Genomic DNA, 17,557 nt, shown 5'->3' with positions numbered 1-17,557 from the left:
GCACCATGAACCGTGATCAACTGATTGACTTCTTCAAGGCACTGGCCAGCGATACCCGGCAGGCAATCATTGTCGATATCTTTCTGGATGGCGAAGAGCATTCCGTCAGCGCTGTGGCAAAGGAAATGGACATTGCCATTTCAACAGCATCCCACCACCTGAAGGAACTTAAGCGTGTTGGCATCCTTGTGTCCCGGAAGGAGGGCAAGGATGTGCTCTATAAAGGGGACCGTGAGTTTATGGTGCGAATTTTTAGCGAACTGGCTGATCGTTTCCGCTGCTGCTGAAAAAAATTTACCCATACGTTTCGATATTTTTCGAAATATAGTTTTGGAGAGAAAGAAATGACACGACAAAGGATGGTTCTGGCTCTGATCGCTAGCTTCACTCTGGCGGGTGGCGCAGCAGCAGCGGACCGCGCTGATGAAACCGGTGAAGCCGACCGCGACCTAAACACCGTTTTCAGCGCGGCATATATGACGTCTGTCCATAGCGACAGGAACATCGATACGCTTTTGCTTGACGCTGCCGTGGGCTTTTTGTCCTGGGAAAGGCTTGAGCTGTTTGGCCAGATGACGTTGGTGCGAAATACTGGCTACTCCACTGATGACTGGAACCCTGACTTGGGGCGCATGGACGAGGACTCTGTTGGCGCGGGTGCCGGTATCATGGCGCGCTTCCATCTTCTGAAAAGCGGCCGGATCGGGCTGTTCGCGGAAGGCTCGATCGGGGGCGTGGTTTACGACAAGCAGTATCCCACTGGTGGCACGCACTGGAACATCATGTCCCGGCTTGGCGGAAGCCTGTCATACAGCCTGTCGGAACGCGCGGTCCTCGAGCTCGGTTACCGCTATATGCATATTTCCAACGGCATGATGGACACCCCCGACCGGAATCCTGCGGTGGATAGCCAAGGCGTTACGCTTGGCCTGCAGTATCGTTTCTAAGGAGGAAATCATGCGTCTTGTGCCAATTGCCTTGTTTGCATCGCTTCTGTGTATCAGCCCGCTTTGGGCGGATACACCGGAAAACCCTGACATTGAAAAGCTGTCCCAAGCGTTGCGGATTGAAACCATATCCCATGATGACCCCGCCAATCGAAACATGGCAGCCTTCAACGAATTCCATGACTTCCTGAAAGCAAGCTTCCCCCGTGTCCATGCTGAACTGGAGCGCGAGCGTGTCGGGGACTACAGCCTGCTCTATCATTGGCCGGGACGGCAACAAACTAGTTTGCCGGTTTTGTTGACCGCCCATATGGATGTGGTGCCTGTCCGTGAGGGCGATGTGTGGGCCTGGGACCAACCGCCGTTTTCCGGTGCGATTGCAGGCGACCGAATCTATGGACGCGGGGCTTTCGACAATAAAATACAGGTGATCACCCTTTTGGGGGCTGCCGAAAGATTGCTTGCGGAGGGGTATCAGCCGCCAACGGATGTATATTTTGCCTTCGGGCATGATGAAGAACTAGGTGGCGGCGCAGGAGCCAGGGCCATGGCCAAGCATTTGGCCACCAGAGTTGGCCGGTTTTCCTTTGTCCTGGATGAGGGCGGCGGTGTGCTGGAAGGAACCCTGCTTGGCGACATCCCCGGCTACATTGGTCTGATCGGCATTGCCGAGAAGGGTGAGGTAAACCTGACATTGAGGAGCAGCGCCCAACCTGGCTTTTCCCATTCCTCAAGCCCCGGCCCTAACACGCCGGTAACCCGGTTGGCGAGAGCTTTGGTGCGGCTTGCGGACAATCCGTTCGATGCGAAGCTCACAGCGGCGACAAGCGCGCTACTTGATCATATGGGAGCTGTGATGACAGGGCTTGATGGCGTTGCTCTGCGCAACCGATGGCTTTTTCAAAGCGTGGTCAGGAACCGCCTGGCCAGCCGCCCAGCCAGCAATGCCATGATCCGCACCACCATGGTACCCACCATGATCAGCGGCAGCACGAAGGCCAATTCGATCCCGGAAATTGCTGAGGCCAATGTGAATATTCGCATCTTGCCAGGAGACACGATCGAAAGTGTCGTGGCGCACGTCACCAGGGCTATTGATGACCCCGCGATCGAGATTTCGGTGAAACAGCATCTGCAGCCGCGTAACCCGCGCCCGGCAAGCGACACCGGCTCAAGGCCCTACCAGGCCCTTGCCAGGCTTGCACGGACACAGTTTCCTGATGCCACCTTCATCTCACCCTGGCTGATCACCGGCGGGACTGACGCCCGCCATTATCGGGTGCTGAGTGACCATGTCTTCGGGTTTACACCGGTACACCTGACAGCCGAGCAACTGCAGGGTCCCCACGGCATCGGTGAATGGGTAACGACCCAGAATGTGGAAGAGGCGGGCCACTTTTATCGCCAGCTATTCCTGGGCCTGGAGGCATTCCTGAGAGATCCGGTGTCGGAGTAGAATTAGGGCTGGACAGCCCGCGTGACCGCCTTAGATTTCTAATCATGGCGAACGCACCAAAAGCACCCAAAAACTTCCACCACACCGTGCCCGAAGGCGACGAACGCGAACGGCTTGTCTGCCGTGACTGCGGCTTCATCGCCTACGAGAACCCGCGCATCATCGCCGGATCGGTGGTGGAGCATGACGGCAAGATCCTCTTGTGCAAGCGCGCCATCTTTCCCCAGAAGGGCAAATGGACGATCCCGGCGGGCTTTCTTGAGATTGGCGAAAGCCCTGACGAGGGTGCCGCGCGCGAAGCCTATGAGGAAGCCACGGCGCATATCGAAATCCGCGATCTGCTGGCGGTTTATTCGGTGCGGCACATCAGCCAGGTGCATATGATGTACCGCGCCACGCTCAAGTCGCCGGACTTTGCGCCGGGGATTGAAAGCCAGGAAGTGGGGCTGTTTGCGTGGGACGACATCCCGTGGGACGAGCTGGCGTTCCCCAGTGTGCACTGGGTGCTGGGCCACCACCGGGAGGCCCAAGGCAAGTCCGGTTTCGCTCCCTTCACCAACCCTGTTTAACGCCTGAGCTGGCCTTTTTGGGCCTACCGGCTTTATTCCCTGCCGCACAGGGTGTAAGGGGAGAGACTGTTGTTTTCCTCCGTAGTTTTCCAAAGAATGGTGTTCTGCTCCCCATGATATCCCAACTGACCCGCCTCCGTCCTTCGCCCATCCGCTGCATTGGCACCTACCACAAGACAGGGACCGTCTGGATGCGGCGAGTTTTCAAGGATGTTGCAGCAGCGATCGGCAGCGATTTTGTTGACCTGCGAGAGGCGGACGCAGCGGCAGTGCCGCAGAAAAACACCATATACCTAGAAGATCATACTCATTTTCCGGCGCCGTTCCTGAAGCGAAAGGTTCGGGGTATCCGTATTGTCCGCGACCCCCGCGACGTGGTGATCTCCGGCGCGCACTATCACGCGAGATCCTCCGAGGCCTGGCTTCACGAAGCCAAGCCTTTTTTTGACGGCAAGACCTACGCTGAAATGATCAATAGCTTCGAGACGATCACGGATCGCTACCGGTTCGAGATGGATAATGCGGCCGCGGACACCATCGCCGCCATGACGGACGCCAAGGGCGACAAGGCCCAGCAGCAGTTCCTGGAGCAGAATTTCCTGACGGTGAAATATGAAGATCTGGTGGAAGACACCGAGCTGACCGAATTCAGCAAGGTGTGCCGACACCTCAAATTACCGGTCAGAAAGGCCAAGTCAGCGTTCCTCAAACATTCGCTTTTCGCCAACAAGAACGCCGTGGGCCACCACGGGCGCTCAGGCAAGAAGGCGCAGTGGAAGACCGTGTTCGACCAGAAGCTGGGTCGTGCGTTCGCCGACAGACACCAGCGGTCCCTTGAAATCCTGGGCTATGAAACCGACGATAGCTGGATTGAAAGCCTGAAGCCGTAAGGCTTGCTTTCCTGTCGTTAAATTGATTTCATAAAATTCCAAACATATGGTTTGCCACCATTAGTTCATGAGATGGGGGGCCCATGATTATTCAACAATTGCACGCGCTTTCTGCCTCTCAAGGGCAGCCGGTTGGCCATTATTTTGAGGCCATAGTTCAGAAAATCTATGAAGACTTGCTGGCGGAGGGTGATGTAGCCATTGATGTGGGGGCCAACAATGGCCGCCACATGTTTCCTATGGCGCAGGCGGTTGGCTCGAAGGGACGCATTGTCGCCTTTGAGCCCATTCCCAGTCTTTGCAAGAGGCTTCGAAAGCGAGCGCGAAAGCATGGCTTCAAGAATATTCAGCTGCACGAATGTGCGGTGGCCGCAGAAGCTGGTAAGGCTAGTTTTAGCTTGTTTGAAAACAGAAAAGCTTTTAGCGGCTTGAAGCGACGCAGTGCCCCCTTTTCTGACGAGGAAGGTGGTCTAGCGGAAATCGCGGTAAACTGCTGTCGCCTTGATAGCAAGATGCCCTGGTTCCGTCGTGTCACACTGATGAAGCTTGATATCGAAGGCGGCGAGTATCACGCCCTATTGGGAGCGGAACGCCTTGTGGCGCGTGACCGGCCCGTAATTATTTTTGAGAATGGTCGCCATGGTGCCAGTCAGTTGTATGGTTACACGAAGGACGATTTTTTCAGCTTATTTGAACGGCACGGATATCAGCTGTATGTGATCAGTGGAGAGCGCTTTACTCGTGACCTCTGGCATAGCCCCCTAAAATGCTGGGAGTTTGTTGCGTATCCGAAGGAAGTGGCTAACTTTGCATCGCGTCTTCCGAGCTATTGTAGTGATATCTTGAGAGCCTCGGTGTCGGGATAATGTCCCAGCGGCCGTCAGGCCTTTTCGTCTTCTTCCGGCATGTGCTTCATCAGCATGGGCATGTGCGCCAGGATGAAGATGAAGTTGATGCCCGTATAGCCGAAGGTCTTGAAATTCACCCAGAATTCGTCGCTCTGCGTGCGCCAGATCAGCTCGTTCACCGCCGCCATCACCAGGAAGAAGATGGCATAGTTGCGCGACAGGACCCGCCACGCGGCATCCGGCAGGTGAAACGCCAGCTCCATGATGGACTTGATATAAAGCCGCCCGGTCGCCAACCCGAACAAAAGAATCCCGGCAAAGATGCCGTTGAGGATGGTCAGTTTCATCTTCACGAAAACGGCGCTCTGCAGGTAAAGCGTCAGCCCGCCCATCACCATGACCACTACAAAGGTGAATTTATGCATGGCGCTGACGTGGCCAAGTTTCACTTTTGAATAGAGGGCAGCAATGACGATGGCGACCATGAAGGGAATGGTTGCGGTGATCACTGCCTGTTCGCCTTCGCCAAAGCGGAAGGCGATGAAAAACACCAGGAGCGGGCCGAAATCCAGCATGAATTTGCGCCAGCCGGTCAGCTGTGGTTTGGCGTCCTGCTGGCCGTCAGTGCCGGTTTCTATTGTGGCTTTTTTGTCATCCATAGTGGTTTCGGTGCCTCATCGCGCATTTGTGATCACATTTGGCGCTTGCCCGGTCATCAAGTGGCTGGCTAGATAGCGCACCACCAAACGCAGGAAAGCAGGCTAGTTATGCTGCAGGTTTTGAAAGATCGCAACTTCCGTATCTTCTGGATCGGCGAATTTATCTCCGTGATCGGGGATCATATCAGCATGCTTGCCTTCCCCTGGCTGGTGCTGCAGCTGACGGGCAGCGAATTCATGATGGGCCTGGTGTTTGCGGCCCAGGGCCTGCCGCGCGCCATCCTGATGCTGATGGGCGGCGCGGTGGTGGACCGTACAAGCCCAAGGAAGGTGATGCTTTATACCAACGTCATCCGCATGGTGCTGATGTCGGTGCTGGCGTATCTTTTGTTCACCGGCGGCGTGACAATCGGGATCGTTTTTGCCATTGCGCTGGCGTTCGGGGTTGCGGATGCCTTCTTCTATCCGGCAACCACATCGATTGTCCCCAGCCTGGTGAAGAAAGACCAGCTGAAGCAGGGCAACGCGCTGGTGCAGACCACCATGTGGCTGGGGGTGATTATCGGGCCGCTGATCGCGGGTTTCGTGATTGCCGGCGAAGCCAGCCTGGGCACCCATTCTGCGGCGGCCCACACCATCGGGCTCGGGGATGACCAACAGGGGCTCGCGCGTGCTTTTGCGCTCGACGGCCTGACCTTCTTCGCCTCCGCGCTCACGCTTCTGTTCGTGCGCACCCGCAGCCTTGAGAAGGAAGACGAGGGCGGCACTTCCATGCTTGAAGAGATCAAGGTGGCGGTGCGGTTTGTCTGGGCTGTGCCAGCGTTCCGCCTGGGGTTCCTGGGCATTGCCGCGCTTGAATTTTTCTTCCAGGCGCCGATTTTTGTCGGCCTGCCCGCGCTTGCGGACCTGCGCTTTGAAGAGGGTGCCTATATCTACGGCCTGCAGATAGCGGCCTACGGCTCGGGCGCCTTTCTAGGTGCGTCGTCTGCCGGGGTTTTCAAAGCCCCGAAGGATGAGAATATCATCCGCATCATGTTTTCGCTCTTTACCTTTTCGGGCGCGACCATCGCGCTGATTGTGCTCTATCCGCCCTACTGGTGGGGCATGGTGGTGTTCTTCATCGCAGGCTGCGGCGACAGCTGGGTGTGGGTGCATTTCACCACGCTCTTGCAGAAACGAACGCCGGAAAAACTGCTCGGGCGGGTCATGAGCCTCCTCATGTTCATGTCGGTCGGGCTGTTGCCCATTGCCGCCGTCATCATGGGCGTGGCGTTTGAAATCAACCTCGAAGGCGCGCTTCTAGTGGCCTCAGGCGCCATCATGCTGGCCTGCGGCATTGGTGCCTTCCACCCCTATGCGACCCGCTTCAGCGTGCCCGCGGGGGTGAAGGAAGAGGTCACGGACTTGCAATAAAGGCGGTCCTGACTGTATAAAACGTCGCCCTCTTGGGATTACCGCGGCTGCTGAACCCGGTAACCAAGGAGGAAAGATCATGGACACTATCCGTGACAGAGGGTGGCGGCGTCATAAGTCTGCCACCAAAAGAAAAGCGCGCCTCGGCCAGCCACGCCCGCCCTTCAAGGGCGGTATGGAGAAGAAGTTTGGTTTGCTCTATATACGGCACGTCAAACTGAAACGGGCGCAAAGGCTTGGATTTGAGTATCCGCGCCGGTCGGTTCGGCAATGCCTGAACAGCGGCGAATGGGGGGACATCAATTGGTAAAAAAGCTGCTCTTTATCTGCAGCCGCAACCAGTGGCGAAGCCCCACAGCGGAAAACATCTGGCGCAGGCGGGACGGGTTTGAGGCCCGGTCTGCCGGCACCAGCCCGCGTGCCCGCAAGACGGTGTCGGTCCAGGATGTCGACTGGGCCGATATGATCTTCGTGATGGAAGACAAGCATAAAAGCCGCCTGAAGGCTGCGTTTGGCCGGGCGCTTCAGTATAAACCGCTCTATGTTCTCGATATTCCCGATATATATCAGTATATGGATGGAGAGCTGGTGGCAGAGCTGGAGCAGTCAGTAACAGCAATAGTGGAAGGCATGTGATGCGCGGCTATTTCGGGATCGGGATCGACGGTCCGTCAAAAGAAGGCAATGTGGGCAACTTGGTGCGCACGGCCCATTCCTTCGGCGCGTCCTTCGCCTTTGCCGTCAACCCGATGAAAATCTCCCACACCGGCGAGCTGGTCACCGCCGATTTCGCCGACACCAGTAAAAGCACCACGCAGATTCCTTTCTTTAATTATGAAACAGCCGCTGACGTGCATGTGCCGCAGGGCTGCCAGCTTGTCGGCATCGAGATGACGGACGACGCTGTGGACCTGCCGAGTTTCCGCCATCCGGTGCAGGCGGTTTATGTGCTGGGGGGTGAGCGCACGAGCCTGTCGCACGCCATGGCAGAGCGCTGTGATCACATGATCAAAATCCCGACAAAGTTCAGCCTTAACGTAGCGACTGCAGGTGCTATAGTCATGTACGACCGCTTGCGCCTGCTGGGTGGTTTCGCCGAAAGGCCGGTGATGCCGGGCGGCAAACCGATAGAGAAGCCGGCGCATGTGCATGGCGGCCGCTTCAGCCGGATAGAACGACGGCTGAAAAACGAGAATAAATAAGCCAGGCGCCCATGAGATTGGGGCGTGTGACAATCGGGAAGAGACAAACAGGGACACTATGAGACAGCTTCAGGCATTCACACTCACGGCACTTCTTGTCATCAGCTTCACCGCCGCCGCGTTCGCGCAGGGCACGCCGCGCAAGCTTTCCAGCCATAATGACTGGGACGCCATGGTCGCGGGCTCGGGCTCGAACAAGGTCTGTTATGTCATCTCGGTGCCCAAGAAAACCTGGATCAGCCGCAAGGGCGCGATCCGCGGCGATATTTATATGACCGTCACCCATCGGCCCGCCTTCGGCGTGAAGGATGAGGTGAATGTGGTGGTGGGATACCCGATCCGCCAGGGCAGCGAAGCCCGCATCAATGTGGACGGCCAGAAGAATTACCAGTTCTTCACCGAAGGCAGCGGTGCCTGGGCCTATGACCCCAAGGATGACCGCAGCGTGGTTGCCGCCATGAAGGCCGGCATCAATTTGGAAGTTCGCGCCACCAGCCAGCGCGGCACCAACACCCGCGACACCTTCAGCCTCAGGGGCTTCACCGCGGCCTATAACGCCGCCTCCCGCGCCTGCCGGTGATTGTACTGGAAATCGTGGTTGTGACGTTTCTGATTGGTTCCATTTGGGGTGGAGCCAAATATTACGATCATAGATATGTGGTGGGTCGAGGGCTAAAATCTCATTTGGCGGGTATTCGATTTGGCATTTTGTTCATTGTGTTGCCGTTGACCGGTTTAATCGTGGAGTTCTTTCGGTGGTCGTTAGACCCTAATTTTTTGACCTCATTTCACGTGAACATACCCGCGGGTTGGGGCTGGCTCGTGATATTCGCCCTTTGGGCTTTTGGGTATGCCTTACTCACATTGCGGCGATGGGCAATCTACCTGCTCGGTGCCGGGTACGGCATTCTTTCTCTTGGAATTCTGGGGTTTGTCCTTCTCAAGTCCAGCCCGGATAGCCTGCTATGGCGTGCGGCATTATTCCTGATCGTTTCTGGTATGCTCTTTCTTAATGCGAAGGCCGGCTGGAACTATGTGCGGGAACGTTGGCACGAATACCGTTAATCTGAAGTTTGGGTTGCCTTCCTCTCCTGCATCCGCTTTGCTGGCTGCGGGAGGGACAGTCATATGACAATCAAGCATCTTAAATCCGTGCTTTGTGCCGTTACGCTGCTGGCCTCAGCGCCTGTGGCGGCAGAAGGCGTGAAGCTGTGCCATATCGCCAACGCGGGCTTCCTGGTGGAAGGTGAAGAAACCGCCGTGCTGTTTGATGCCGCGCGGGTCACTGACGAATACGACGGCGAATACGGCCTGCCGTCGGCGGGCCTGATGGCGGACCTGACTTTAGGCAAGGGCGCGTTCGAAAAAGTGAAGTTGGCCTTTGTCAGCCACAAGCATAATGACCATTTTGATGCGGGCGCCACGCTTGCGCACCTGCGCGCGGACGCGGATGTCACCTACCTGATGCCACCTGAGGCATTCGAAATGCTCAAGCAAGCGGGCCTGACGGAAGCCGAGGAAGCGCGCGCCATGGCCGTGCTGCCGCCGTGGGAAGGCGGGCCGCTCAGCTATGACATTGCGGGCGTCAAGGTGAAGGCTTACCGGGTGGATCATGGTCCGAACCGGCCTCAGAACATCGGCTTTCATGTCACGGTCGACGGCGTCAGCTTCTTCCACACGGGCGATATCAATGCGTCGGGCGAAAGCCTTCGGAAAGCGGGGCTCGGCAACACGCCGGTGGATGTGATGCTGCTGGCTTTCTGGTATGGGCTCAATAACCCCCAGCAATCAAAAACCATCACGGACATGTGGCAGATTGGTACCGTGGTGCCCATGCATCTGGCGCCGGGCGAGCGCGGCTGGATGAACCAATATGGCGGACGTGACCAGTTTCTGGCCTGGATTCACGGCCAATGGCCCGGCAGTGTGCAGCTGACGGACGAGATGGCCTGCCACACGTTCGAGGCTAAATAGCTTGCAGTAAAATGGACAATATGGTCCCCTTCTTTCACTTAAGAGGGGGAATTCATGAAAAGGTTTTTGCTGTCAGCCATGCTGTTGATTGGCCTTGCCGCGCCGGTTCACGCCGCACCGGATTATATCGGCACCTATCATTCGACGCCGGAGGACGAAGCGGCAATCCGTGAGGTGATCGCGCGGTTTGACCGCGGTATCCGCGAAAAAGACGGCGAGCTCTTGAAGTCCACCTTCCTGCATGACGAGATACTCTTTATCTCGCCGCCCTATCAGGCGGTGATCGACGATGTGCGCGAAAGATACGACCCCGATTTCATGAAAGTGGGCCCGATGACGGAGGCGATGAATTTCGTCAATTTCATCACCACCACCGAAAGCACGGTCGCGGAAAACTTCTATAACATCGAGATCACGCAGGACCAGACCTACGCGCTTGTCACTTTCGACTATGAATTCGTTGTCGACGACAAGGTGACCAACTATGGCCTTGAGGTCTGGCAGTTGTTCAAGGTGGATGGCCGTTGGGGCATCGCCAGCGTCAACTGGTCTGTTACCATGCTGGAATAGCTACAAGGCAACCGTTTTGCCCTGCCAGTCGCCGCCATTGCGGCGGGCGATGACGAGGGCGTCCTCATTGCCTTCTGCTTGTGCGACCAGATCGCCTCCGGGCGCCCACACGCTGGACTTGCCCACGGGCGTATAAGGCCCGCTTTTGCTGGCATAGTTTGAAAAGGCCACCGGGATGCCGTGCTCGGTGGCGTAGCCGCGCAGCAAGGGTTCTTCGCGCGTCCAGGCATCGGCGTTAATCAGCGCCCCAACGGCATAGACATCCGCGCCCGCTGCCACCGTGCCCGCCGCATGGCAGGGTTTGGTGAGGTCCGCACAGATGGCGGCGCCAACGCGCGCGCCCTTGTGCGGCGTGACGCTATAGTCGGTGCCACTTTGGAAATAGATGGCTTCGCTGTCGTGGACATGGATTTTGGCGTAGGCCATGGGCGCATCACCGCCCAAAATCACCGCGCCCAGATACGGCTTGCCGCCCTTGATATAATCGGGCGCCTTCAGCGGCATGCCAAGATAGGCCAGCATCCCCGCCTCGCGCGCGAGCGCCTGCAGGGGCATGAAGCGGATATCTTCGGCGCTGGTCTGCAGGCTTGCTGCCAGATCCATTTCATAGCCAGTGACGCTAAGCTCCGGGAACACCAGAACGTCCACACCCTCCATCGCCGCCTGCTCCATCACCTGCCGGTGCAGGGCAAGGTTGGCGCTCACGTCACCCCGGATGCTGGTGATCTGTGCGGCTGCAAATGTGTTGGCCATGACGAATTCCCCTCAAACGTGCGCTTATCCTACTCGCCCGCGCCCGCTTTACAATCGACTTTTTCGGGCGTATAGCAAGGCCCACGGGCTCCAGCCGCCCGCCGCTCGCAGGCAGATGCCATGGTGAAGTGCTGGATTCATTGACATGAATTTCCATACGGCCTTTCAAGCCGATGGCAATGCGGGCATCCATCCCTGAACTGAGAGGCCAGACAAAGGAAATTTCCGTGTCGAAAGAACTCTCATCCGGCAACCCCTATCTCGCTGGACCACTGGGCGCCGTTTTCATCAAAACCGCGCTTCCGATCATTTTTGTCATGGGCATGAACGGGGCGGTGACCGTCATCGATGCCCTGTTCCTGGGGCTTTATGTGGGCCCGGAAGCCCTTGCGGCCGTGACGCTCATGTTCCCCATCTTCATGTTGCTTGTGGCCTTGTCCACGCTGGTGTCATCCGGCATGGCCAGCCAGGTTGCCCGCTTCATGGGCGGGACCAATCATGAACAGGCGCAAGCGGCGTTTGTTGGCGCCCATGGGCTTGCCTGGTTCATTTGTGCGTTGCTGATATCGGGCTTTGCGCTCTTCGGCGCAGATATGGCGCTGCTGTTTGCGGGCGGGTCTGCCGAGCTTGGCGATATGGGGCATCTCTATATGCGTATCCTGATCTTCTGGTCGCCGCTCATGTTTTCGCTCGCGCTCAACTCCGATGCCATGCGCTGCGAGGGGCATCTGGGGCTGATGGCTGGCGTCAGCCTGATGGTGTCGCTGTTGAACATAGTGTTCAATTATCTGCTGATTGCGCGTCTTGAGATGGGTGTGGCCGGGTCGGCTTATGGCACCATTCTGGCGCAGTGCGTGGCGCTTGCCTGCGTGCTGGCATACCGGACATGGGGCACCACTCAGTTGCGGCTGACGGCCTTCGGGCGGCACGCCTTCACCGGCTTCTGGCGGCCGACGCTTGCACTGGGTTTGCCGCCCAGCCTGAGTTTCCTCGGTGTATCGCTGATCTCGGCGGCCATCCTGACGGCCTTGCAGATGGTCGACAGCCCCACCTATGCTGATACGGTCACAGCCTACGGCATCATCACCCGTGTCAGCACTTTTGTGTTCCTGCCGCTTCTGGGGCTGTCGCACGCCATGCAGGCCGTGGTGGGCAACAATTTTGGCGCCCAGCTGTGGCAGCGGTCGAACCGGGGGCTTGGGCTTGGCATCGCGTCCGCCTTTGCCTATTGCCTTCTGATGCAGGCGGGGCTGACCTTCTTTGCGGGTCCGATTGGTCGCCTGTTCGTGGCAGACGCCGCGGTGATTGGTGAGATTGAGCGCATCATGCCGGTGATGGTGGCGCTGCTTGCCATTGGCGGGCCGCTGATGATGCTGTCGTCCTACTTTCAGGCCATCGGCAAAGCGGCCCAGGCCGCGATCCTGGGTCTGGTAAAGCCCTATCTGTTTGCCATTCCGCTGGTGTTCCTGATGCCTATCGGCTTTGGCGAACCGGGTATCTGGCTGGCGGGGCCGGTGGCGGAACTGTGCCTTCTGGCGCTGACCGCCGCGACGCTGGCTCACACCAGCCAGCGGCAGGGCCTGCGCTGGGGCCTGTTCCGGCAAGCCTAGAGACGTGGCGGCGCCTGCAAACCGGGGGCGCCGCCTTTACTTTACAATCCCGTGCGTCAGGCGTATAAGGCGCCCGAACAGATAACCCACAGCCAGGTGGAACGCTTGGCTCGCCCGAAACGCCCTGGACCGGCAGATAACCGGAAAAGGCAGGAGTTAACACGATGCAGATTACCCCGAACGGCCAAGAGCCGATCGTTTCCCCACGCATTCCAGCCGCTGAAGACAAGCTCAATATCCTCGGTCTCGACCGGGCTGAGCTTAAGGCCGCTATCGCTGAAATCGGCGTGCCTGAAAAGCAAGTGCGCATGCGCACCACGCAGGTGTGGCACTGGCTCTATCACCGCGGCGTCAGCTCGTTTGAAGATATGACCAATATCTCCAAGGACGTGCGCGCGAAGCTGGCGGAACATTTCATCATCACGCGGCCCGAGATTGTCGAAGCGCAATATTCAAACGACGGTACGCGCAAATATCTGATCCGCTTTGCCGACGGCAACGAGGCCGAAGCCGTTTATATCCCCGAGGAAGACCGGGGCACGCTGTGTGTGTCCAGCCAGGTTGGCTGCACGCTCAACTGCAAATTCTGCCACACCGGCACAATGAAGCTGGTGCGCAACCTGACGGCGGGCGAGATTGTGGCCCAGATGATGATTGCGCGCGACGATTTGGGCGAGTGGGAAAACCCGACCGAAGGCCGCCGCGTGACCAACATCGTGATGATGGGCATGGGCGAACCGCTCTATAATTTCGATAACGTCAAGAAGGCGCTTGAGATCATCATGGACGAGGAGGGCATCCAGCTTTCCCGCCGCCGGATCACGCTGTCCACCTCCGGCGTGGTGCCGCACATGGAACGCTGCGGCAAGGAAATCGGCGTGAACCTGGCCGTCAGCCTGCACGCGGTTCGGAATGACGTGCGCAGTGATATCATGCCGATCAACAAGAAGTACGGCCTTGATGAAGTCCTCAAGGCTTGCGCCAATTACCCAGGCGCCCACAATGCCCGCCGCATCACGTTCGAGTATGCCATGCTCAAGGGCGTGAACGATTCGGACGAAGACGCGCGCGAACTGGTGCGCCTGATCCGCAAATATAAGCTGCCGGCGAAAGTGAACCTGATCCCGTTCAACCCATGGCCGGGCACGGATTATGAGTGCAGTGACTGGGGCCAGATCCAGCGTTTCTCAGACATCGTCTATGAAGGCGGCATCTCTGCGCCGATCCGCACCCCGCGCGGGCGTGACATCATGGCGGCCTGCGGCCAGCTGAAGTCGGCATCAGAGAAGAAATCCAAGGCGCAGCTGGCGCGTGAGGCGGAAGCTGCCGCCGCCGCAACAGCTGCGGGCACCGAGCCGCACCACACCTCAACCGGCCTGACCTGACCGGCTGGACAGGGGGCTGCCGCGACCTGACGGCCCCCGAGGGCTAATGTCGGGCATGCCGATAGGCCGGTGGCTGAGGTAGGTGGGGTAGGCTATTTCCGGCTCCACCGCCATCATGGTGCCGCCGCGTTCCAGCCAACCGGCAATCCAGACAGGTATGTCGGCCGCGGGCATGGGCTTACCATATAGGTATCCCTGATGGTTGTGGCAGCCAAGGCTTGCCAGAAGGTCTGCGTGGTCTGTTGTTTCAACACCTTCCGCAACGCACGACAAAGACAGGCTGCGCGCCAGTTGAATGCCTGTTTCCAGAACCGCTCGCGACGGCTGGTGGGAAAGCGATGACCGGACATAGCTTTGGTCGAGCTTAAGCTCGGTGAAGGGGAAATATTGGAGCTGCTTGAGGGTGGAGTAGCCGGTGCCAAAATCGTCCACCGACAGGCCAAAGCCCTTGAGGCGCAACCGCGACATAACCTCCAGACATTCCGCGGCCTCTTCCATCAGTTTAGTTTCTGTGATTTCAAGCGTGATCGATGTTGGCCGGACGCCATTTTCCGCCACCAGCCATGCCAGCCGGTCAGGCAGGTTGGTATCTGTCATGCTGTCTGCCGATAGGTTGACCGAGACAGGCATGGGCCATCCCAATGTTTGCCAGGCCGCGATATCCTTGATGGCGTGATTGAGCATCACCTGCGTCAGTGAGGTCATTAACCCCAGCTCCTCCACCATTGGCAGGAAGGCCCCAGGCTCCAGAATTAGACCCTCGGCAGTGCGCCAGCGGGCCAGACATTCGAAACCGACAATAGCGGAATCCTGGTGGTGGATTTTGGGTTGGTAGAAGGCGACGAGAGAACCGTTGGTGATGCCTTGTTCAATGATGCTGTGCGACAGCGGTTCCATGGTTGGCCCCTGGCGCGGATCGCCCAGCAGCTCGATCATGCTGGGCTTGTCGCAACGACCGTTCAGGAGGTCCAGCATGTCTTCCGCAATGATCGGCTTCTCAAGGGCACCGATTACATTGAAGTTCAATGTTCGGGCCAGTCGGTCGGCGGAGTTGAGAATGGAATGCCCTTGGCTGGAAACCAGCAGAAGGTCTGCCGCGCCACCCGAATCCGCCATATGGTGCAGCAGTTGAAAGCCATCAAGTTCGGGAAGGTCCAGGTCTGTGACAAGCAAGCTGCAGGGCGCTTTGGCCATCAGGTCTATGGCTTTGCGACCACTGCCGGCTTCAAGCGTCTCAAAACCGGCCGTGCGGCAGATGAGGGTCAGTAATTGGCGTTGAAAGCTACAGCCGTCGACAACCAAAGCCCGAGGCCTCGCATCCTCTTGGGTGGCCTTTTGGCGCATATATACTCCCGTTCATTTGTGCGGAAGCGGGCGATCCTCCCAAGGATCATTTTGACCTGATGGTACACGTATTGGCTTTATTATTAAAGCTTTTACCTGTAATTACCTGCTGTTTCATGGAATTAGTATGGTCAAAGGCCGATTTTAAGCCGCATTACTTCGCCATTAGTGTCCCTTTTGGGGCTTGGGCCTGAAAGAGCAGGGCGAGTCGCACCCTGACAGGCTATATCCCTGTGCTTCATCAGATAAGGCTAGGCTGTCAGGGCGCCCGGTTGGAGCGCCCTTTTCTTATGATTCTGCTACCGCCTCGGCTGCCTTGATGAAATCCCAGACTTCTTTCGAGAAGGGCGACACCGGACCGTCCTTTGGCCAGTTGTCCATATCGTCATACATGCGCGCGGCGCTGCGCATCAGGCTTGGGTCGACATCATAGATCACCTGGGTCATGGCGTTCCATTCCTTGACGATTGCCTGCGCTTCCGGGGCAGCCGGGTCGGTGCCGACCAACGCCTCGGTGCGGGCAATCAGCGTCGGCCAGTTCCGTTCGCATGCCTTTTGGACATCTTCCGGCACGGCCTCCTTGGCCGCCTTCCAGCGCTCCTGCTCTTCAGCCGTATAATAGGTGTCCCACACCTTCTGCCATTTTTCCTCACTCATCGCGGATTCTCCTTGTTTGATGATGCTGCAGAGTGTGGAAAGGTCGACCGTCTGGCCCTCGCGGACCGCCCGCAACGCGCTGGTGACTGTCTCCAGCATTGCGTCGGTTTCCGCCAGCCTGGCCTGCAGCAGCTCCTGCTGCATGCCAAGAAGACGCGCTGCATCAACGGTTTGTTCGGCCATCATGGTTTTTATCTGGGCAAGGGAAAAACCCGCCTGCTTGAGCATCTGGATCTGCTGAAGCCTGAGAATGTCCCGTGTGCCATAAACCCGCTGTCCTGACTCGGTCCTGAGGGGTGCCAACAGGCCCTGCGATTCATAATAGCGCAGCGCCCGCACCGTGATGCCGGACCGTTTGGCGAGTTCACCGATTGAATAGGCTGTCATTGCCGGTCTCCTTTCCACGGATACGAGCGCTAAAGGGTGACGTAGCGTCAGGGGCAAGGGCTTTTTTTACCCGTAATGCGATTTTTTCGCCAGCGGCGCAGAAGGGCCGATCAGGCCAGCGGGTCTGTTCCTGTCCGAAGCCAGCCGGTAATGCTGTAGCGCGCCCGGCGCGAGAAGGTGGATACCTGGCTCACTGCATGCGGTTTGGGGATCGAGAAGATGTTGAGCGCGTTGAAGCTGGGCGTGAAGCCGCCTTCCACATGCTTTTTCTTGTCGAAAAACTGCAGGAGGCCGCCCCAGTCCGGTTGCCATTCGGGTGTCATGTTCAGAACGAACGCGGCGCGGCGGTCCTTGCCGTAGACATTGTCGTCATGGATGGTCAGGAAGTCGCCGGGCGAGAATTTTGTCAGCTGGGCATCGGCGAAAGTGATGTCCGCGTGGCCCGTGACGGTGCGCACGAATTCGATAAACGGCTTGCTGTTGAGAAACTCGAACAGCGCATCGAACGGCTTGGCGCACGCGCCGGCGTGATAGGCGTCGTAAATCGGGTAATTGTCGTAGATATATTGGAAGCCCTTCTGGGCCCCGGCATAGGCCGCCATGCGCAGGTCATGAAGCTGCTGGTCGGTCATGGCCTTTCGCTGGTCGGGGAAGATATCATAGAGCTTGTCACCCTGATTGAGGTGCAGCACCCACTCCTTGAAGTCGGCGATGGCCTTGAAAAGGTCCGCCGCTGACTGGTCCGCCAGCAAGCCCGGAATATGGATACGGCCGGCCTGCTTGTAGGCTGCGGCCAGTTCCCGCGCTTTCAGTGTGTTCGACAGTTCAAGATTGAATGAGGACATCCGCGCATTTCCCAATCAGGCCCGTTTCAGACTTAATGCCTCATAGCC

General features: G+C 57.9%; 21 protein-coding genes. 16 read left to right on the top strand and 5 right to left on the bottom strand.

The window, feature by feature from the left end; translation table 11 throughout:
• Nucleotides 1-5 precede the first annotated feature (5 nt).
• The 6 genes from B3Z17_RS06795 (at nt 6) to B3Z17_RS06770 (ending at nt 4,728) form a co-directional block, all read left to right on the top strand.
• The gene (locus B3Z17_RS06795) at nt 6-287 is read left to right on the top strand and encodes an ArsR/SmtB family transcription factor (protein WP_286829107.1); all 282 of its coding nucleotides are present in this window, start codon (nt 6-8) and stop codon (nt 285-287) included.
• 57 nt (nt 288-344) lie between these two features.
• Nucleotides 345-947: an acyloxyacyl hydrolase gene (locus tag B3Z17_RS06790; protein WP_286829106.1), complete on the top strand. Its 603-nt coding sequence runs from the start codon at nt 345-347 to the stop codon at nt 945-947.
• Between the two features lie 10 nt (nt 948-957).
• Nucleotides 958-2,403 carry a M20/M25/M40 family metallo-hydrolase gene (locus B3Z17_RS06785; protein WP_286829105.1) on the top strand — a complete coding sequence of 482 codons (1,446 nt, stop codon included), beginning with the start codon at nt 958-960 and terminating at the stop codon, nt 2,401-2,403.
• 44 nt (nt 2,404-2,447) lie between these two features.
• Complete coding sequence (locus B3Z17_RS06780) at nt 2,448-2,972, top strand: NUDIX hydrolase (protein WP_286829104.1); 525 nt, start codon at nt 2,448-2,450, stop codon at nt 2,970-2,972.
• A 191-nt stretch (nt 2,973-3,163) separates the two neighbouring features.
• A complete protein-coding gene (locus B3Z17_RS06775) occupies nt 3,164-3,862 on the top strand; it encodes a sulfotransferase domain-containing protein (RefSeq protein WP_286829103.1) in 699 nt (232 codons plus the stop codon).
• An 83-nt stretch (nt 3,863-3,945) separates the two neighbouring features.
• A complete protein-coding gene (locus B3Z17_RS06770; RefSeq protein ID WP_286829102.1) occupies nt 3,946-4,728 on the top strand; it encodes an FkbM family methyltransferase in 783 nt (260 codons plus the stop codon).
• Between the two features lie 14 nt (nt 4,729-4,742).
• Here B3Z17_RS06770 and ispZ read toward each other — a convergent pair whose 3' ends face one another.
• Nucleotides 4,743-5,369 (bottom strand): septation protein IspZ, encoded by a 627-nt coding sequence (gene ispZ / locus B3Z17_RS06765; protein ID WP_286829101.1) that lies wholly within the window; start codon nt 5,367-5,369, stop codon nt 4,743-4,745.
• 108 nt (nt 5,370-5,477) lie between these two features.
• Between ispZ and B3Z17_RS06760 the strand changes: the two genes are divergently transcribed.
• From B3Z17_RS06760 to B3Z17_RS06725, 8 genes are all read left to right on the top strand, one after another.
• Complete coding sequence (locus B3Z17_RS06760) at nt 5,478-6,782, top strand: MFS transporter (RefSeq protein WP_286829100.1); 1,305 nt, start codon at nt 5,478-5,480, stop codon at nt 6,780-6,782.
• Nucleotides 6,783-6,861: 79 nt separating this feature from the next.
• On the top strand, nt 6,862-7,092 hold the full coding sequence (locus B3Z17_RS06755; RefSeq protein ID WP_286829099.1) for a hypothetical protein: 231 nt from the start codon (nt 6,862-6,864) through the stop codon (nt 7,090-7,092).
• A complete protein-coding gene (locus B3Z17_RS06750; protein WP_349680298.1) occupies nt 7,071-7,418 on the top strand; it encodes a low molecular weight protein tyrosine phosphatase family protein in 348 nt (115 codons plus the stop codon). Before B3Z17_RS06755 ends, B3Z17_RS06750 begins: the two co-directional genes overlap by 22 nt.
• Nucleotides 7,418-7,984: an RNA methyltransferase gene (locus tag B3Z17_RS06745; protein ID WP_286829097.1), complete on the top strand. Its 567-nt coding sequence runs from the start codon at nt 7,418-7,420 to the stop codon at nt 7,982-7,984. The genes B3Z17_RS06750 and B3Z17_RS06745 overlap by 1 nt, the downstream gene beginning before the upstream one ends.
• Nucleotides 7,985-8,042: 58 nt before the next feature.
• Entirely contained in the window at nt 8,043-8,564 is a 522-nt protein-coding gene (locus tag B3Z17_RS06740) for an invasion associated locus B family protein (protein WP_068308450.1), read from the top strand.
• 20 nt (nt 8,565-8,584) lie between these two features.
• The gene (locus B3Z17_RS06735; protein WP_286829096.1) at nt 8,585-9,049 is read left to right on the top strand and encodes a hypothetical protein; all 465 of its coding nucleotides are present in this window, start codon (nt 8,585-8,587) and stop codon (nt 9,047-9,049) included.
• A gap of 63 nt (nt 9,050-9,112) precedes the next feature.
• Nucleotides 9,113-9,958 (top strand): MBL fold metallo-hydrolase, encoded by an 846-nt coding sequence (locus tag B3Z17_RS06730; protein ID WP_286829095.1) that lies wholly within the window; start codon nt 9,113-9,115, stop codon nt 9,956-9,958.
• A 54-nt stretch (nt 9,959-10,012) separates the two neighbouring features.
• Nucleotides 10,013-10,528, top strand: coding sequence for a hypothetical protein (locus B3Z17_RS06725; RefSeq protein WP_068308448.1), 516 nt, complete (start codon nt 10,013-10,015; stop codon nt 10,526-10,528).
• On the opposite strand, the gene B3Z17_RS06720 is transcribed toward B3Z17_RS06725, so the two are convergent.
• A complete protein-coding gene (locus tag B3Z17_RS06720; RefSeq protein ID WP_286829094.1) occupies nt 10,529-11,281 on the bottom strand; it encodes a carbon-nitrogen hydrolase family protein in 753 nt (250 codons plus the stop codon).
• Nucleotides 11,282-11,508: 227 nt separating this feature from the next.
• On the opposite strand from B3Z17_RS06720, the gene B3Z17_RS06715 reads away from it, so the two are divergent.
• Entirely contained in the window at nt 11,509-12,891 is a 1,383-nt protein-coding gene (locus B3Z17_RS06715) for an MATE family efflux transporter (protein WP_286829093.1), read from the top strand.
• 164 nt (nt 12,892-13,055) lie between these two features.
• Nucleotides 13,056-14,276, top strand: coding sequence for a 23S rRNA (adenine(2503)-C(2))-methyltransferase RlmN (gene rlmN, locus B3Z17_RS06710; RefSeq protein ID WP_068308444.1), 1,221 nt, complete (start codon nt 13,056-13,058; stop codon nt 14,274-14,276).
• On the opposite strand, the gene B3Z17_RS06705 is transcribed toward rlmN, so the two are convergent.
• The 3 genes from B3Z17_RS06705 to B3Z17_RS06695 all read right to left on the bottom strand — a co-directional run bounded on the left by B3Z17_RS06705 (nt 14,259) and on the right by B3Z17_RS06695 (nt 17,509).
• Nucleotides 14,259-15,620, bottom strand: coding sequence for an EAL domain-containing response regulator (locus tag B3Z17_RS06705; RefSeq protein WP_286829092.1), 1,362 nt, complete (start codon nt 15,618-15,620; stop codon nt 14,259-14,261). The genes rlmN and B3Z17_RS06705 overlap by 18 nt on opposite strands.
• 288 nt (nt 15,621-15,908) lie before the next feature.
• Nucleotides 15,909-16,664, bottom strand: a complete 756-nt coding sequence (locus tag B3Z17_RS06700) for a MerR family transcriptional regulator (protein ID WP_286829091.1) — start codon at nt 16,662-16,664, stop codon at nt 15,909-15,911.
• A gap of 110 nt (nt 16,665-16,774) precedes the next feature.
• Nucleotides 16,775-17,509 carry a 2OG-Fe(II) oxygenase gene (locus B3Z17_RS06695; protein ID WP_286829090.1) on the bottom strand — a complete coding sequence of 245 codons (735 nt, stop codon included), beginning with the start codon at nt 17,507-17,509 and terminating at the stop codon, nt 16,775-16,777.
• Between the last annotated feature and the right edge of the window lie 48 nt (nt 17,510-17,557).

The organism is Kordiimonas sp. UBA4487 (assembly GCF_002389025.1).
Classification (GTDB): Bacteria; Pseudomonadota; Alphaproteobacteria; order Sphingomonadales; family Kordiimonadaceae; genus Kordiimonas; species Kordiimonas lacus.
Note: the sequence above shows the minus strand (reverse complement) of the source record. Positions and strands in the feature narration are given on the sequence as shown.

Bases quoted from the DNA above. Each gene is read 5' to 3' on its own strand.
- B3Z17_RS06795 (WP_286829107.1), top strand. From the start codon at position 6: ATGAACCGTGATCAACTGATTGACTTCTTCAAGGCACTGGCCAGCGAT.
- B3Z17_RS06790 (WP_286829106.1), top strand. From the start codon at position 345: ATGACACGACAAAGGATGGTTCTGGCTCTGATCGCTAGCTTCACTCTG.
- B3Z17_RS06785 (WP_286829105.1), top strand. From the start codon at position 958: ATGCGTCTTGTGCCAATTGCCTTGTTTGCATCGCTTCTGTGTATCAGC.
- B3Z17_RS06780 (WP_286829104.1), top strand. From the start codon at position 2,448: ATGGCGAACGCACCAAAAGCACCCAAAAACTTCCACCACACCGTGCCC.
- B3Z17_RS06775 (WP_286829103.1), top strand. From the start codon at position 3,164: ATGCGGCGAGTTTTCAAGGATGTTGCAGCAGCGATCGGCAGCGATTTT.
- B3Z17_RS06770 (WP_286829102.1), top strand. From the start codon at position 3,946: ATGATTATTCAACAATTGCACGCGCTTTCTGCCTCTCAAGGGCAGCCG.
- ispZ (WP_286829101.1), bottom strand. From the start codon at position 5,369: ATGGATGACAAAAAAGCCACAATAGAAACCGGCACTGACGGCCAGCAG.
- B3Z17_RS06760 (WP_286829100.1), top strand. From the start codon at position 5,478: ATGCTGCAGGTTTTGAAAGATCGCAACTTCCGTATCTTCTGGATCGGC.
- B3Z17_RS06755 (WP_286829099.1), top strand. From the start codon at position 6,862: ATGGACACTATCCGTGACAGAGGGTGGCGGCGTCATAAGTCTGCCACC.
- B3Z17_RS06750 (WP_349680298.1), top strand. From the start codon at position 7,071: ATGGGGGGACATCAATTGGTAAAAAAGCTGCTCTTTATCTGCAGCCGC.
- B3Z17_RS06745 (WP_286829097.1), top strand. From the start codon at position 7,418: ATGCGCGGCTATTTCGGGATCGGGATCGACGGTCCGTCAAAAGAAGGC.
- B3Z17_RS06740 (WP_068308450.1), top strand. From the start codon at position 8,043: ATGAGACAGCTTCAGGCATTCACACTCACGGCACTTCTTGTCATCAGC.
- B3Z17_RS06730 (WP_286829095.1), top strand. From the start codon at position 9,113: ATGACAATCAAGCATCTTAAATCCGTGCTTTGTGCCGTTACGCTGCTG.
- B3Z17_RS06725 (WP_068308448.1), top strand. From the start codon at position 10,013: ATGAAAAGGTTTTTGCTGTCAGCCATGCTGTTGATTGGCCTTGCCGCG.
- B3Z17_RS06720 (WP_286829094.1), bottom strand. From the start codon at position 11,281: ATGGCCAACACATTTGCAGCCGCACAGATCACCAGCATCCGGGGTGAC.
- rlmN (WP_068308444.1), top strand. From the start codon at position 13,056: ATGCAGATTACCCCGAACGGCCAAGAGCCGATCGTTTCCCCACGCATT.
- B3Z17_RS06705 (WP_286829092.1), bottom strand. From the start codon at position 15,620: ATGCGCCAAAAGGCCACCCAAGAGGATGCGAGGCCTCGGGCTTTGGTT.
- B3Z17_RS06700 (WP_286829091.1), bottom strand. From the start codon at position 16,664: ATGACAGCCTATTCAATCGGTGAACTCGCCAAACGGTCCGGCATCACG.
- B3Z17_RS06695 (WP_286829090.1), bottom strand. From the start codon at position 17,509: ATGTCCTCATTCAATCTTGAACTGTCGAACACACTGAAAGCGCGGGAA.